Source organism: Devosia sp. J20-27, assembly GCF_055808595.1.
Map to the genome: position 1 here is coordinate 1,990,704 of NZ_CM147875.1, position 14,356 is coordinate 2,005,059.

12 protein-coding genes are annotated in these 14,356 nt (G+C 64.4%); 9 read left to right on the forward strand and 3 right to left on the reverse strand.

The window, feature by feature from the left end; all coding sequences use genetic code 11:
* Window positions 1-152: 152 nt before the first annotated feature.
* Window positions 153-2,543: a transketolase gene (locus AC0L4C_RS09755; protein ID WP_473399340.1), complete on the reverse strand. Its 2,391-nt coding sequence runs from the start codon at window positions 2,541-2,543 to the stop codon at window positions 153-155.
* Between the two features lie 118 nt (window positions 2,544-2,661).
* On the opposite strand from AC0L4C_RS09755, the gene AC0L4C_RS09760 reads away from it, so the two are divergent.
* Window positions 2,662-3,135 carry an Lrp/AsnC family transcriptional regulator gene (locus AC0L4C_RS09760; RefSeq protein WP_473399341.1) on the forward strand — a complete coding sequence of 158 codons (474 nt, stop codon included), beginning with the start codon at window positions 2,662-2,664 and terminating at the stop codon, window positions 3,133-3,135.
* 3 nt (window positions 3,136-3,138) lie between these two features.
* Here AC0L4C_RS09760 and AC0L4C_RS09765 read toward each other — a convergent pair whose 3' ends face one another.
* A complete protein-coding gene (locus tag AC0L4C_RS09765) occupies window positions 3,139-4,605 on the reverse strand; it encodes a M81 family metallopeptidase (protein WP_473399342.1) in 1,467 nt (488 codons plus the stop codon).
* A 97-nt stretch (window positions 4,606-4,702) separates the two neighbouring features.
* Here AC0L4C_RS09765 and AC0L4C_RS09770 point away from each other — a divergent pair, with 97 nt between their 5' ends.
* Window positions 4,703-6,040: an aspartate aminotransferase family protein gene (locus AC0L4C_RS09770; protein ID WP_473399344.1), complete on the forward strand. Its 1,338-nt coding sequence runs from the start codon at window positions 4,703-4,705 to the stop codon at window positions 6,038-6,040.
* Here the strand turns inward: AC0L4C_RS09770 and AC0L4C_RS09775 are convergent.
* The gene (locus AC0L4C_RS09775) at window positions 6,037-7,323 is read right to left on the reverse strand and encodes an NAD(P)/FAD-dependent oxidoreductase (protein ID WP_473399345.1); all 1,287 of its coding nucleotides are present in this window, start codon (window positions 7,321-7,323) and stop codon (window positions 6,037-6,039) included. The two genes, AC0L4C_RS09770 and AC0L4C_RS09775, sit on opposite strands and share 4 nt — an antisense overlap.
* A 266-nt stretch (window positions 7,324-7,589) precedes the next feature.
* Between AC0L4C_RS09775 and AC0L4C_RS09780 the strand changes: the two genes are divergently transcribed.
* The 7 genes from AC0L4C_RS09780 to AC0L4C_RS09810 all read left to right on the forward strand — a co-directional run bounded on the left by AC0L4C_RS09780 (window position 7,590) and on the right by AC0L4C_RS09810 (window position 14,351).
* Window positions 7,590-8,702 (forward strand): branched-chain amino acid ABC transporter substrate-binding protein, encoded by a 1,113-nt coding sequence (locus AC0L4C_RS09780; protein WP_473399346.1) that lies wholly within the window; start codon window positions 7,590-7,592, stop codon window positions 8,700-8,702.
* Window positions 8,703-8,778: 76 nt separating this feature from the next.
* Window positions 8,779-9,693, forward strand: coding sequence for a branched-chain amino acid ABC transporter permease (locus tag AC0L4C_RS09785; RefSeq protein ID WP_473399347.1), 915 nt, complete (start codon window positions 8,779-8,781; stop codon window positions 9,691-9,693).
* On the forward strand, window positions 9,693-10,673 hold the full coding sequence (locus tag AC0L4C_RS09790) for a branched-chain amino acid ABC transporter permease (protein WP_473399349.1): 981 nt from the start codon (window positions 9,693-9,695) through the stop codon (window positions 10,671-10,673). Before AC0L4C_RS09785 ends, AC0L4C_RS09790 begins: the two co-directional genes overlap by 1 nt.
* Entirely contained in the window at window positions 10,670-11,458 is a 789-nt protein-coding gene (locus tag AC0L4C_RS09795) for an ABC transporter ATP-binding protein (protein WP_473399350.1), read from the forward strand. The genes AC0L4C_RS09790 and AC0L4C_RS09795 overlap by 4 nt, the downstream gene beginning before the upstream one ends.
* Window positions 11,459-11,468: 10 nt before the next feature.
* A complete protein-coding gene (locus tag AC0L4C_RS09800) occupies window positions 11,469-12,173 on the forward strand; it encodes an ABC transporter ATP-binding protein (protein ID WP_473403492.1) in 705 nt (234 codons plus the stop codon).
* A gap of 23 nt (window positions 12,174-12,196) precedes the next feature.
* Window positions 12,197-13,099: a dihydrodipicolinate synthase family protein gene (locus AC0L4C_RS09805; RefSeq protein ID WP_473399351.1), complete on the forward strand. Its 903-nt coding sequence runs from the start codon at window positions 12,197-12,199 to the stop codon at window positions 13,097-13,099.
* Window positions 13,100-13,109: 10 nt separating this feature from the next.
* Entirely contained in the window at window positions 13,110-14,351 is a 1,242-nt protein-coding gene (locus tag AC0L4C_RS09810) for an NAD(P)/FAD-dependent oxidoreductase (RefSeq protein ID WP_473399352.1), read from the forward strand.
* The last annotated feature ends 5 nt before the right edge of the window (window positions 14,352-14,356 follow it).

The window sequence follows — 14,356 nt, forward strand, 5'->3', positions numbered from 1 at the left end:
CGCATTGTGGCCAGAGCTGGATAAAATGCGGGCTGAGCCGGAATATGCACAAGCAATCGGCAGCAGGACAGGGCGGCTGTGCGATTTCTGTCGGCGTCGGTAGGCCGTCCAATCCGCCGCCCGGGCTGCGGCGCAAAACGGGAGCGTCTGCGTCAGCGGCCATGTGCCCTCACAAACCCTTGGGCCGCCTTGGCGATGGCGGCAGCATCAATGCCAAAATGGGCGTAGAGGTCGTTGACGGTACCGGTTTGTCCAAAGTGCTCGACGCCGAGTGTCTGGGCGCGGTGTCCGAAGACGCTGCCGAGCCAGCCGAGCGTGGCCGGATGCCCGTCGATAGCGGTCACCAGGCCGCAATGCCGGGGCAGGTCGCGCAGCAGTTCCTCGATGTGACAGGTGGCGGATGCGTCGCCGCGCTGGCGGGCGCGCTGGGCGGCATGCCAGCCGGCATTGAGCCGGTCAGCCGACGTCACCGCCAGCACCGCAATGTTGCGCCTGTCGGCGCCGGTCAGGCCCGCTGCGGCAATCGCCTCGCTGGCCAGGACGCCCTGATAGGCGATCACCGCTTCGCAGGACGGTGTCGGCGGCTGCAGCCAGTAGCCGCCGCGGATGATGCTGTGAGAGAGTTCCGCATCCATGCTTCGCGGCACCTGTTCCAGCGACCGCGTGCTGAGCCGCAGGTAGACCGAGCCGCCAGAGGCTTCACGCGGCCAGGCTGCGTTGTCCGAGAGCGCGTCGCCGTCGCGCTGCATGTAGTCGAAGGCCCAGTCCATGATGACGGCGAGCTCATCGGCGAAGGCCGGTTCGAAGGCGGCCAGCCCATCCTGGCTCATGCCGATCAGCGGCGAGGCAATCGACTGATGCGCCCCGCCCTCGCCGGCCAGCGACACGCCGGAAGGCGTGGCGACCAGCAGGAAACGCGCGTCCTGGTAGCAGGCATAGTTCAGCGCATCGAGGCCGCGCGAAATGAACGGGTCATAGAGCGTGCCGATGGGCAGCAGCCGTTCGCCGAACAGCGAGTGAGACAGCCCTGCGGCGCCGAGCAGCAGGAATAGGTTCATCTCCGCGATGCCGAGTTCGATATGCTGGCCTTCCGGGGTGAAGCGCCATTTCTGTGCACTGGGGATGCGTTCGGTATGGAAGACATCGGCCACCGCTTCGCTGGCAAAGAGGTGCCGGCGATTGACCCAGGTGCCCAGGTTGGTCGAGACAGTGACATCGGGCGAGGTCGTCACGATGCGTTGCGCCAGATCGCTGTCAGTCTTGGCGATGGCGTCGAGGATCTTGCCGAAGGCGCTCTGGGTCGAGATGGGTGCGGTGCCGACGAACTGTGGACCGATCGACGCGATCCTGGGCGAGGTCAGCCGGCGACTGGCCGAGTCATTGAAGGGAGCGGCCTGTAGGAACGCCTGCAGGTCGGCGGCGGTCACGGGAAGGCCTTCGCCGGGCTCCCATTCGTGGCCCTCTCGGACATTCATGGACTGGCGCAGCGCGTCAATCTGCGGAGCCGTCATCTGTCCGGCGTGGTTGTCCTTGTGGCCGGCAAGCGGGGTGGCCCAACCCTTGACGGTGTAGGCGATGAAAACGGTCGGACGTCCGGCCGGCGCGGCATTGAACTGCTCGAGCAGGCTTTCGACGCAGTGCCCGCCGAGATTGCCCATCAGCTCGGCCAGCTGCTCGTCGGTGCGCGCGTCGAGCAGGGCGCTGACCGGCCCCTGATCACCGATTTCGTCATTGAGCCGCTCGCGCCAGGCGGCACCGCCTCGGAACATCAGCGCCGAATAGCGCGCGTTGTCGCATGCATCGATCCACGCCTTCAGCTTGTCGCCACCCGGCTCGGCAAAGGCCCGCCGCTGCTGCGCCCCGTACTTCAGCGTGACCACGTGCCAGTCGAAGGCCTTGAAGATGGCTTCGATGCGGTCGTAGAGCCCTTCGCGCACCACCCCGTCGAGGCTCTGGCGATTGTAGTCGATCACCCACCAGGTATTGCGCAGTCCGTGCTTCCAGCCTTCGAGCAGGCACTCGTAGACATTCCCTTCATCGAGTTCGGCGTCACCTACCAGCGCCACCATGCGCCCGTCCTTGCGGGCGGGATTGGCCCAGGACTTGGCCCGGACGTAATCCTGGATCATCGCGGCGAAGGCCGTGAAGGCCACGCCGAGCCCCACCGATCCCGTCGAGATATCGACATCGTCGGCGTCCTTGGTCCGCGAGGGGTAGGATTGCGCGCCGCCGAAGCCGCGGAAGTTCTTCAGCTTCTCGAGGCTCTGCCGGCCAAAGAGATACTGGATGGCGTGGAACACCGGTGAGGCGTGGGGCTTGATCGCAACGCGATCCTCCGGTCGCAGAACGCCAAAATAGAGGGTGGCCATGATGGCCGTCATCGAGGCGGATGAGGCCTGATGGCCCCCCACCTTCACGCCGTCGACATTGGGGCGAATATGGTTGGCGTGATGGATCATCCAGCTGGAGAGCCAGAGCGCCTTGCGGGTCAGTGCCTCGATCATGACGATCTGATCGTCCGTCTGCCGCTGCGCATGCGTCATTGCCGTCCCCGTCCGTCTGTCATCTGATAATGCGCTACCTTCCGGGGCAGATTCGCGCTATTTTGGCCTCCTGGAGCTGCCATTCGGCATGTTTCCTGAACATTCTTGGGCAAGATTGATGGAATCCACCAATTTTCAAATCACCGCCATGGATCAAAAAATCCTCCGCGCGTTGCAGGAAGACGGGCGAATGACGATCCAGGCGGTTGCCGACCGGGTCGGGCTGTCCGCGTCGCCCTGCCTGCGACGAATCCGGCAGATGGAGAGAGCCGGCGTCATTGCTGCCTATGCCGCCATCATCGACCAGAAGGCCGTCGGCCTGCCGGTGTCAGTCTTCATTTCCATCAAGCTCGAACGGCAGCGCTCCCTGGAGCTCGACCGCTTTGCCAGCGCGATTGCGGACTGGCCCGAGATCATGGAGTGCTACCTGATGACCGGGCAGTTCGACTATCTGCTGCGCGTCGTCTGCGCGGATCTGGCGGCTTATGAGGCCTTCCTGCGGGAAAAGCTCACCCAGGTGGAAGGCGTCAGTTCCATCGAGTCCAGCTTCTCGCTGGGCCAGATCAAGCATTCGCGCGTGCTGCCGATATAGGCGTCAGTCGAGGCCAAGCGGGTCGGCGTCGAGCGGCCAGATCGGTCGTGGAATCCTGGTGAAGGGCAGCTCGGTCCAGTTCGGCGGACAGGCGCCGGGTGCCGACACATAGAGCTGCGCGCGAACCAGCGGCGCAAACACGTCGGTGTGCCGGTAGAGGTTCTTGACAGCAATGACCTGCTTGTCGGCCAGTGTGATGCCGTGATGGGTGAACATGGTCGGCGAGAAGACACCCGAACGCTTGGTGTTGAGCAGGATCTCGATCCCCTCGACGCCGATGACGGCGACGTCGCCGATACCGACGCGCTGATCGGCCAGCTGGTCCTGATAGGCGTCGCGCTTGAGAAACAGCACTTCGGCGTCAACGTCGAGCGGGGGGCCGGAATGCGGCTCGAACTTGCCGCCGATCCGCAGCCTGATCTTGGCCCCTACGCCAACCTGAAAGCAGATACCGACCGCCAGCGGATCCCAGAGCGGTCCGTAGACAGCGTTGCGGATACCCGCCTCGATGAATGCCCGCAGCATGTGCGTGGTGTCGCCCGGTGCGCCACCGCCGGTCTGGTCCGATACGTCAGCGAGCAGCAGCGGCTTGTCACCGGTCTGACGCGCCTCGGCCACAGCTGCCGGCAGATCGACAAAGGGCAGCATGGCATCCTGACGGATGGCATAGAAGCGGCGGCCAAAGTCTTCGGCGGCCCGCTCTGCCAATTTCACGTCGCCGTCGGCGACAGCCAGCATCTTGGCACCGGCATGACGGACGTCGGCCCACGGGAAGCCGTGGTTGAGCGACAGCGACAGCACATCCCCCCGCCGCTCGGCCGCGAACATCTCCTCGACAAAGCCGATCATCGGACCTTGCCGGGTGGTGGGGAACAGGCCCATGACCTTGCAGTCGAACAACGCCATCTTCGGGTCGATCTCGCCGGCCAGAGTGCGTCGCATCAGTTCGAACAGATCATCGGCGCGCTCGCCGTAGTCGATGTGCGGATAGGCCTTGTAGAAGACGATCAGATCGGTGGCATCGATCAGCACCTGATCGATATGGGCGTGCAGGTCGAGCTCGAGGCCGATCCGCACGTCGGGCCCGACAAGCGCCCGCATCCGGGTGACGAAATCGGCCTCGCAATCGTCGCAGCCGGTGGCGATCATTGCGCCATGCAGGAACATCAGGACGGCGTCGACCGGCCCGGCGGCCTCGAGGTCGGACAGAATGCGGTCGCGCATCTCTTCATAGGCCGACTGTACCGTTGGTCCGGCCGGTTCGGCAAAGGCATGGAGGCTGTCGATGACCTCCCAGCCAAGCTCCCCGGCGTGCTGCAGCCAACGCCTGGCCGGTGTCGACCACGGGTTGGACGGCGCGTTGGCGATGCCGTCCTCAACCCAGAAACCGCGCTTGAAGTCGTCCAGACCGGTCGGGTTGGATGCAAAGGTGTTGGTTTCGGTACCCAGTGTCGCAATGAACAGGCGCATGAACTCCCCCCGGTTTCCGCGCAGGCAAAAAGCCTTTCCTTTACAAGCAGTAGGCCCTTTGCTTTGTTCGGTCCAGACATGTGAGGGGAGAGTTTGAATGAGCGAGCCGGATGCGGTGCCGCCGCAGGTTGACTTGCGCTTCGAGAAATCGGCGGCGCGTATTGCCGAAACCAGTCAATGGATTGCCGGAGGCGCCAACAGCAACTTCCGGCTGGGCATGTCGCCCGGACCACTGGTGTTCGAACGCGGCGAGGGGCCGTATCTGTTCGACATCGATGGCAACCGCCTGATCGACTATTATTGCGGCATGGGCGCCATGGTCCTGGGCCAGAACCCGAGCGGCGTCCGCGATGCCGTGAAGGCGCAGGTCGACAAGGGCATCCATTTTGCGGCGCAGTCGCCGGTCGAGGTCGAAGCGGCAAGAATTCTCTGCGAGCGTATCCCGAGTGCCGAGCGGGTGCGCTTCGGCTCGTCAGGCTCCGAGGTCGCCCAGGCGGCGATGCGGTTGATGCGGGCCGCTACCGGCCGGCGCACCATCATCAAGTTCGAGGGCCACTACCACGGCTGGTTCGACAACATCCTGTGGTCGACGGCGCCGGCGCTCAATGCCGCCGGTCCGGAAGAGGCGCCGATTCCGGTGGCCGGAAGCGTCGGTCAGTTTGCCGCCGAAAGCGACGGTCTCGAGATCCTGAGCTGGAACGACCTTGGCCGCCTCGAGGCACGGCTGGCACGCGGCGACATCGCCGGAGTGATCATGGAACCGGCGATGTGCAATCAGGGCGCCATCCACCCGGCCGAAGGATTCCTCGAAGGCGCTCTGGCCAGTTGCCGGCTGAATGGCAGCCTGCTCTGCTTTGACGAGGTGATCACCGGCTTTCGGCTGGGGCGCGGCGGGGCGCAGGAGCTGTTCGGCGTCACGCCGGACCTGTCGATCTTTGCCAAGGGCATCGCCAACGGGTTTCCGGTGGCTGCGCTGGTCGGACGCGCCGAACTGCTCGATCTCTTCGCTTCAGGCGGTGTGCTGCACGGCGGTACGTTCAACGCCCAGCCGGTCACCATGGCGGCTATGGTCGCGACCCAGAGCGCGCTGACGCCGGAGCATTTCGCCACGACCTCACCGCGTGGCCTGCGTTTGCAGAATGGCATTCGTCAGGCTCTGGCCGACGCCGGCATCAAGGCGCAAGTGAGCGGCTTTCCGCTGGTGTTTCACGTCGCCTTCGGCCTCGACGCTCCGGCCCGCAACTATCGCGACGTGGCCCGCGCCGACAAGCGTGGCTATGTCCAGTTCTGCACCGCGCTGCTGCGGCGCGGTGTACGGGCTCTCGAGCGCGGCGCCTGGTTCGTCTCGGCAGCGCATGACGACGCCGTCATCGACGCGACGCTCGATGCCGTTCGCGGCGCAGCCAGGGAGGTTGCGCCGCAGCTGGCGAGCTAAGCCTCGTCCTTGACTTCCTTGAGCTTGTCGATGCCCAGGACCTGCAGTGCGAGCTTTTCGTAGAAGGGCTCGGACTGACCCGAACGCATCTTGTGCATGAAGTACTTCTCGAAGCCGATCTTGGCGGCATGCACCCACTTGCCCGACGAGGCCCAGTTGACGTTGCGCGGCGGGATCTGCGGCTGCGCCACGAAGGCGACGCCCCCGTCGCCGAAATCGGCGAGGCAGATGGCGTTCCAGGTCGGAACCGCGGTGGGCTGGCGGCCGGCGATCAGGCTGGCGATGTTCTGCGCCGTGGCGGTGACCATGGACTCGATCATGAAGCCGGTCTTGGGCACACCGACGGGCACTGGCGTCTTGCCGACCGGCGGAATGGCGACGCAGACGCCGACCGAGAAGATGTCGGGGAATGCCGGGTTGCGCTGATGCTTGTCGGCGAGGATGAAGCCGCGCGGATTGGTCAGCCCCTCGATGTCGCGCACGGCCTCGACGCCGCGGAAGGCCGGCAGCATCATGGTGTAGGTGTACGGCAGTTCATGCGTCTGCTTGGGCGAGCCATCCTCGTTGACTTCGATGACGCTGGCCTTGCCGGCCTCGAACTTCTCCACCTTGGCGTTGCAGATCCACTTGATGTGGTGCTGGCGCATCTCGCTTTCGAGCAGGCCCTTGGTGTCGCCGACACCGTCGAGGCCCAGATGCCCGATATAGGGCTCTGAGGTGACAAACGTCATCGGCACCCGGTCGCGCACCTTGGCGTCGCGCAGGGCCTTGTCGAGGATGAAGGCAAACTCGTAGGCGGGGCCAAAGCACGATGCGCCCTGTACGGCACCGACAATCACCGGGCCGGGATTGGCGACCAGGTGCTTGAAGGCTTTTTCGGCATTGAGCGCGTGGTCGATGAAACAGACCGAGTGGGTTTCGGCAGAAGGGCCGAAGCCAGGGATCTCGTCGAAGGCAAGTTCGGGTCCGGTGGCGATGACCAGATAATCGTAGTCGACCATCTTGCTGTCGCTCAGCTCGATCCGCTTTTCAGCTGCGTGCAGGCGTTTTGCGCCCTGCGGGAAAAAGCCGATGTCGCGGCGCTTGAACACCGGCTCAAGGTCGATCTCCACGGCATTCCTGTCACGCCAGCCGACGGCGACCCAGGGATTGGACGGGACAAACGAGTAGTGCGTGCCCTTGTTGACGACCGACACCCGGTGTTCGGCGCCGAGCGCATCGCGCAGTTCATACGCCATGATCGTGCCACCAAGGCCAGCACCCAGGACGACGACATGTGACATTGGCTGTTCCTCCGGTTGGGCGTCGCGACGACCTTCAGGCGCCGCGACGACAAGGCAGCCTAGCCAGCCTTCGGTCCGCGCGTATTGATCTGCCTCAAGGCTTGGCGTGCAGCGACGACAATGCCGCGGGCGTTCGCAAGGTTGACGAATGCACGTGCTGTCGACAGTATGCATGCAGAATGGCCTTGCGCCTTTATGAATTGACTGCGACGATCCTCACCACGGGCTGTCGGCCCGAAAAAGTTCGAACCAGGGAGAATGACCACATGCGTACTTCACTGAAGCTTGCGACGGCCGGGCTGTTGCTTGCACTGGGGCTCAACGCACCGGCGCAGGCGCAGGACGCGCTGACGATCGGGATTCTGGTGCCGACGACCGGCTCGGAAGCCACCTACGGCCAGGACATGGCCAATGCCATCGACCTCGCCATTTCCGAGATCAATGCGGAGGGCGGCGTGCTCGGCAAGCAACTGACCTCCACCGTCGGTGACGATGGCTGCGATGCCCAGCAGGCTGTCAACGCGGCGAGCAAGCTGGCGTCGTCCGGCGTGGTCGGCATTGTCGGCGGCTACTGCTCGGGCGCGACCATCCCGACGCTGCAGATCTTCGGCGACGCCAAGCTGCCGATGATCATTCCAGCTGCCAATTCGACCAAGCTGATCCCGGCCAATCCGGGCAACGTCTTCATGATCAACTCGACCGGCAACGATCAGGTGGCCAAGGCCATCGAATACTTCACGGCGCATGATGTGAAGTCGATCGCCATCGTCAACCAGGGCGACGCCTATTCGCAGGATCTTGCCGAGCTCACCCGCACGAACTGGGAAGCCGCCGGCAACACCGTTACGGCCTTCGAAGTCTCCAACAAGGGCGAGCAGGACTATTCCTCGGTCATCACCTCGATCATGTCGGGCAACCCCGACGCCGTGTTCTGGACGGCCTACTATGCTGATGGCGGGCTGCTGATCCGGCAGCTGCGCGAGCGCGGCTACCAGGGTCTGATCGCCGTTGGTGACGGTTCGAACTCGCCGGAACTGTTCAAGATCGCCGGCCCGGCCGCCGAGGGTGTCATCGCCTTCTCCAACCCGACTGCCGAGTTCCTGCCCGAGGCAAAGGCCTTTGCCGACGCCTATCAGGCCAAGTACGGCAATGCGCCGGGGCCGTATTCGACCCTCAGCTATGACGCCATGAACCTGCTCGCCTGGGCCATCACCACGGCCGGCTCGACCGACTACGATGCGGTTGTCGCCGCGCTGCAGTCGGCCGACTACACCGATACCATCTCCGGCCCGATCTCGTTCACGGCGGAAAAGACCCTCGCCCGCTCGAACTTCGTGGTTCTTGAAGGCAAGGGCGGCGCCTGGACTCTGGCGCAGTAACGTCACCGATGCACGCAAGGACCGGCGCGCTCGGCGCCGGTCCGCCACGCAGCCAGACTGACGAGGGGGGCCGTCGATGACCTTGACCGACATCCTGCTGCAGCAACTCCTGAACGGCATCGTGCTGGGCTCGTTCTATGCGCTGGTGGCGCTGGGCTACACGATGGTGTTCGGCGTCGTGAAGCTGCTCAACTTCGCTCATGGCGACCTCTATATGGTCGGCGGCTTTGCTGGCTTTATCGTCCTCTCGTTCATTGCACCCTTTGTCGGTGCCGGTTGGCTCGGGGTGGGTATATCGCTGCTGTTTGCCATGATCGCCGTCGGCTGCCTCGGCGTGATCATCGAACGCGTCGCCTATTCGCCCATGCTGTCGGCGCCGCGGCTGTCCATCCTGATCACCGCGCTCGCCGTGTCGCTGGTGCTGCAGAACGGCATGCTGACGCTGACCAAGGGCCAGTACACGCCATTCGGTGCGGCGCTCGGGTTCGGCGGCATCAACCTGGGCAATCTCTACATCTCCTATAACCAGATGATCCTTGTCGGCATGTCCGGGCTGCTGATGCTCGGGCTCGAGCTCTTCGTGTCGCGCACGCAATATGGCCGCGCCATGCGCGCCGTCAGCGTCGACAAGGACATGTGCCGGCTGATGGGCATCAATGTCGGCGCGGTGATCGCCGTCACGTTCTTTCTCGGCTCGGGGCTTGCCGCCGCTGCCGGAACCATGGCCGGCGCCTATTACGGCTCGCTCTGGTATTTCATGGGCTTCCTCATCGGTCTGAAGGCGTTCACGGCCGCGGTCATCGGCGGCATTGGTTCGATCCCGGGCGCCATGCTCGGCGGGTTGATCCTGGGCCTGCTGGAAAGCTTCGGCACGCAGATTCCCGGCATCGGCAGCGAGTGGAAGGACGTCTTCTCGTTCTCCGTTCTCATCCTCGTGCTGGTGCTCAAGCCCACCGGGCTGCTGGGCAAACCGGAACAGGAGCGTATGTGATGGCAGACGCACCGCTCCCTCCCGTCCGCGTCGGCCCCTGGGGCGGGCTGGCCATCCTGCTGGATACTCCGCTGAAGCGCGGCGTCGCCATTGCTCTCGTCTTTGCGCTGATGGCGGCCGGTCCGGCGCTTACCGGCCCCTATGGCACGGTGATCCTCACCAACGCACTGCTCTATGTCGTGCTTGCGCTCGGCCTCAACATCGTCGTCGGCTATGCCGGACTGCTCGATCTAGGGTTTGCGGCCTTCTTTGCGGTCGGCGCCTATACCATTGGCATCGGCACGTTGCAGCTCGGGCTCAACTTCTGGGTGGCGCTGCCGCTGGCCGTCGGTCTGGCGATCGTGGCCGGTGTCATCATCGGCACCCCGACGCTGCGGCTGCGTTCGGACTATCTGGCCATCGTGACGCTGGGTTTCGGAGAAATCGTGCGTCTCGCCGCGCGCAATCTCGATGTCACCGGCGGCGCCAGCGGCCTCATCGGCATCCAGAAGCCGTCACTGTTCGGCTGGACGATCTCGACGCCGACCGATTTCTACTATGTCTTCTGCATTCTCGCGGTGCTGGCCGTCATCGTCTCGGTCCGGCTGGTCAACTCGCGGCTTGGTCGCGCCTGGCTCTATGTCCGGCACGACGAGGATGCCGCCGAGGCGATGGGGATCGACCGGGTCAAGGTGAAGCTGGCGGCCTATATCGTCGGCGCGATCTACGGCGCCGTGGGCGGTGCTTTCTTCGCCGCCAATCTGGGTGCCATTTCGCCGGAGAGCTTCTCTTTCAAGCAGTCGGTGCTGATCCTGATGGCGGTGATCCTGGGCGGCATGGGCAAGATCCCCGGCGTCATCCTCGGCGCCTTCATCGTCATCCTGGCGCCGGAACTGCTGCGTGATTTCGGCGACCTGCGGTTGCTGATCTTCGCTGTCGGCCTGCTGCTCATCATGCTGTTCCGTCCCAGCGGCATCTGGCCGGCGAGGACGAAGCGATGAGCGGGCTTCTCGAACTCAAAGGCGTCGGCCTGCACTTTGCCGGATCGGTCGTGCTGACCGATGTCGATTTCGACGTGCCGGCCGGTGCCATCGTCAGCCTGATCGGCCCGAACGGGGCAGGGAAGACCTCACTCTTCAACTGCATTACCGGGTTCTACAAGCCGCAGCAGGGGTCGATCCTCTTTGGGGGTCGCGAGACGCTGCGGCTGAAGCCGCACCATGTCACCCGCATGGGCATCGCCCGGACCTTCCAGAACGTCCGGCTGTTCCGCGAGATGACGGTGCTCGAAAACGTCATGTCGGGCATGCATAGCCGCACCCATGCCGGCGTCATCAGTTCGGTGCTCGGATTGCCGTCGCAGCGTGCCGAGGAAGCCGAGATCAAGCGCTTCTCGGAAGAGTGCCTGACCTTTACCGGCATCACCGAGAACTGGGATCGTGACGCCACCACGCTGCCCTATGGCTGGCAGCGACGCGTCGAGATCGCCCGTGCCCTCGCCACCAAGCCGAAGCTGCTGCTGCTCGATGAGCCGGCCGCCGGGCTGACCGCCAGCGAGAAGGAAGACCTCATCGGTCTGATCCGGCGCGTACGTGATGAGCTGGGCATTTCGGTGCTGCTGATCGAGCACGATACGGGTCTGGTGATGCGTGTCTCCGAGCGCGTCAACGTGCTCGATCATGGCGTGATGATTGCCGAAGGCACGGCCAAGGAAATCCAGACCAACCCGAAGGTGATCGAGGCCTATCTCGGCGTCGAAGATGGGGAGGACGCTCTTGGCCAGTGAATCCGACGTCATGCTGCGGCTCGAAGGGGTTGCCAGCGCCTATGGCAAGATCGACGCGGTCAAGGGCATCGATCTCGAAGTGCACCGCGGCCAGATTGTGACGCTGCTGGGTGCCAACGGCGCCGGCAAGACGACGACGCTCAAGACCATTTCGGGACTGGTGCGGGCCCGCGCCGGCAAGGTGCTGTTCGAGGGGCAGGATATCACCGGCGCCCAGGCGCATGATATCGCCCGCATGGGCATCGTGCATGTGCCGGAAGGCCGGCATGTGTTGCGCGGGCTCAGCGTACGCGAAAATCTGGAGCTGGGCGGCTTCACCGTTTCCGATCCGCGCGTCCGGCAACAGCGCCTCGAAGACGTCTTCACGAAGTTCCCGATCCTCAAGAAGCGCGCGCATTCGGACGGCTCGCTGCTGTCAGGTGGGGAGCAGCAGATGCTCGCCATCGGTCGCGCACTGATGCATGGCCCCCGAATCCTGCTGCTCGACGAACCCTCGATGGGACTGGCGCCCAAGCTCGTGCTCGAGACCATGCTGATCGTCAAACGGCTCAACGAGGCCGGCACGACAATCCTCCTCGTCGAACAGAATGCCCGTCTTGCGCTCAAGCTCGCCCATTATGGCTACGTGCTTGAAAGCGGGACGCTCAAGCTCGAGGGAGAGGCCGCAAAGCTGCGCGCCGATGCCTCCATCATCCAGGCCTATCTTGGCGCCTGACACTCAAAACTAGGACACTGAAGATGACTATTAGCTGGCACGGCGTCATTCCCGCACTGATGACCGAAATGCACAAGGACGGTGCGCTGGATCACGCGGGTACGGCGCGCCATATCGAAAGCAGCATTGCCGCCGGTTGCGAAGGCTTCGTCATGCTGGGCACGCTGGGCGAGAACTCGTCGCTGTCGCCCGACGAAAAGGAAGCCGTGGTGCGCGCCGCGGTTGAGGCCGCGAACGGCCGGGTTCCGGTGTTTGCCGGTGTGGCCGAATACACAACGCCGCTGGCAATCGAAGCGGGCAAGCGCATGCAGAAGGCCGGCGCCTCAGGTCTGATGGCCCTGCCGACAATGGTCTACCAGCAGGATGCGCGCGAGGCCGTGCACCACTTCAAGACGCTGGCAGCCAATGTCGATCTGCCGATCATGATCTACAACAATCACATGGCCTACAAGGTCGACCTCAAGCCCGAGGATTTCCTCAGCCTGGCCGACTCCAAGAACATCGTGGCGGTCAAGGAATCCAGTCACGACAGCCGGCGCGTCACGGACATGATCAATGTGCTGGGCGACCGCTACAAGCTGCTCTGCGGCGTCGACGATCTGATGCTCGAAAACGTGCTGTTCGGTGCCGTCGGCTGGGTCTCCGGGCTCGCCAATTCCTTCCCCAAGGAAGCGGTGGCGATGTTCAAGCTGGCCGATGCCGGCCGCACCGCTGAGGCGCTGGCAATCTATCGCTGGTTCATGCCGCTGCTGCATCTCGATGTGGCGGTCAAGCTGGTGCAGTACATCAAGCTGGTCAACCAGATGACCGGCGAAGGCGCCGAGTGGGTGCGCGGGCCGCGGCTGACGCTGATCGGCGACGAGCGCAAGAAGGTCGAGGCGCTGGTCGAGAAGGCGCTCGCCACCCGCCCCAACATCACGGTCTGAATTGACCCACATGCCTGACCTTGATGTGGTCATCGTTGGGGCCGGTATCATCGGCCTCGCCGCCGCCTGGCAACTCCAGGCGGCGGGCAGATCGGTCACGCTGATCGATCGCAAGGGTGTTGCCGAGGAAACCAGTCGCGGCAATGCCGGGGCCTTTGCATTCTCGGACGTCCTGCCGATGGCAAGTTCGGGCGTGTTGCGCAAGCTGCCCCGCTGGCTCAGCGATCCGCTCGGGCCGCTGACCGTTCCACCCGCCTACCTGCCGCAGATCCTTCCGTGGCTGATGCGCTTCTGGCGCGCCGGCTGGCCCGACAGGGTGAAAGCCAGCATTGCCGCGCAAAGCGCCATGATGCGACTGGCGCGCAGCGAGATGGATGTGCTGCTCAAGGCGGCCGCGCTGGACGGCATGGTCCGGTTGGACGGCGTGCTGGAGCTCTATGAGAGCGAGGCCGAGCTGGCTGCCTCGATGCCGGGCTGGCGGGCGCGCGCCGAGGAGGGCATCGGCTTCGAGCATGTGCGCGGCGCCGAGCTGGCCGCGCTGCAACCGGGGCTGGCATCGCGCTTTGTGGCCGGCACCTTTATCCCGCAATGGCAGACCGTATCCGATCCCCACGATTTTGCCGTGGCGGTCGGTGATGCGGCGCGACAGCGGGGCGCACGTATCGAGATCGATGAGGTGCTGGCGTTCTCGCCAACTGTCGATGGCGTCATTCTCCGTCTCAAGTCGGGCAGGACCCTTGAAGCGAAGCGCGTCGTCGTCGCAGGCGGCGCCTGGTCCAAGTCGCTGACCGAGCCACTTGGCGACCGGATTCCGCTCGAAACCGAACGCGGCTACAACACCACCCTGCCACCCGGCAGTTTCGACCTGAAGCGTCAGCTGACGTTTGGCGGTCATGGCTTCGTCATCACGCCGCTGAGCAGCGGCATCCGCATTGGCGGCGCCGTCGAGCTTGGCGGCCTCGACCTGCCACCCAACTTCGCGCGCGCCGAGGCGATGCTGCAAAAGGCCAAGGCCTTTCTTCCGGACCTGCAGACCGGTGACGGCAAGCAGTGGATGGGGTTCCGTCCCTCACTGCCCGACAGCCTGCCGGTCATCGGCACGTCGCGCGACTCATCCCATATCGTCTATGCCTTCGGCCACGGCCATCTTGGCCTGACCCAGTCGGCGGCTACCGGCAAGCTGGTTACCGAACTGGTGGCCGGCGCCACGCCCTCGCTCGATCTGACACCCTTCTCCCCGCAACGCTTCTGAGACCA